The organism is Terribacillus halophilus, assembly GCF_900101385.1.
GTDB lineage: Bacteria > Bacillota > Bacilli > Bacillales > Amphibacillaceae > Terribacillus > Terribacillus halophilus.
Genome location: NZ_FMZB01000023.1, coordinates 1 through 1,290, shown reverse-complemented (window position 1 = coordinate 1,290; position 1,290 = coordinate 1). Strand labels below are relative to the sequence as shown.

The 1,290-nt window shown below is 38.2% G+C and carries 1 protein-coding gene; it reads right to left on the bottom strand.

Annotation, left to right across the window (positions count from 1 at the left end):
- Nucleotides 1-42 precede the first annotated feature (42 nt).
- Nucleotides 43-1,205 (bottom strand): IS3 family transposase gene (locus BLQ53_RS18665; protein ID WP_093728800.1). Its coding sequence is split into 2 segments (ribosomal slippage): nt 43-929 and nt 929-1,205, totalling 1,164 coding nucleotides; the frame shifts between segments, so codons are not numbered across the junction.
- Nucleotides 1,206-1,290: the final 85 nt, after the last annotated feature.

Below are 1,290 nucleotides of genomic sequence, written 5' to 3'. Positions count from 1 at the left end.
TAGACTGACATAGCGATGTGAGACACAAATAAAACACCCTTATTAGGCTGCCATGCCACCAAACTCTTTTGGTGTGTGGTAGCCTAATTTTTCTTGGATACGTTCTTCATTATAATATTTCATGTAACGGTCAATCCGCTGTCTAACTTCTGTTTCTGATAATGAGTTAAATCTTGTATACATGAACTCCTCTGACTTTAAGCTGGAATGAAATGATTCAATTACTGCATTATCCCAACAGTTACCTCGTCTGGACATACTGCTAGTAAGTTTTTTTGACTCTAGTTCCTTTTGATATGCATACGAACTGTACACACTTCCTTGGTCAGAATGCACAATCACACCTCCGGGGTGATTTCTGTTCTTTAAAGCTGTTCTGAGCGTATCTAAAACCAAGGCTGTCTGTTGATGATCATCAAGGGTATAGGCGACAACTTCATTATTGTACAAGTCCATAATGGTTGATAAATAAAGTGTCCTGGGTCCGTACTGTATATAAGTGATATCCGTTACCCATTTTGTATTCGGATGTACTGCGACGAAATCACGATTCAATAGGTTTGGGGCAATGATGACGGATTCCCCCTGTGATTTCCACTTTCTTTTGCGCTTCACACGGCATTGAAGATGATGTTTCTGCATAATACGCTGTACAGTATTTCGATTTCGTTTGATACCATATTGACGCTGAAGCAGCTTTCGGATCTTTCGATGGCCGTACCGAAACGACGTTTCAGTACAAAGAGAGATGATTGCTTCTTCCACTGCTGATTTTGGCTGGATGCCTTCAGAAATCCACCGATAATATGTTGACCTGGCAATCTGTAAACTGCTCAGGATAGATGTTACTGTATATTTCATTTTCAGTTTTTCCACTAAATACAGTACTACTTCCTTTTCAACTCCTCTTTGATTTCCAAATACTTTTTTAGAATTTCATTTTCCATTTTCAGGTGTTCGATCTGCCTGTTTGCCTTTTCTTCTTTGGACGCGTATTCAGGTCCATGACCAAAGCTGTATTGTTTGCCGATTGGCTGATCAAACCGATGTAACTGATTTTCTCGATACCACTTCATCCATGTTTTAATTTGAGACACATTCTTTATATTATATTTCTCCATAATTTGTTGATTGGTAAATTTACCGCTTAATTTATCTTTTACAACAGCCCATTTCGTCTCAGCTGAATATCTGTTTTTCTGCATAAAAAATACCCTCCAAATTGACACTTAGTTTAAGTGTACCACTTGAAGGGTGTTTTTTTATGTCCCATTTGACTAGGTTAGTCTA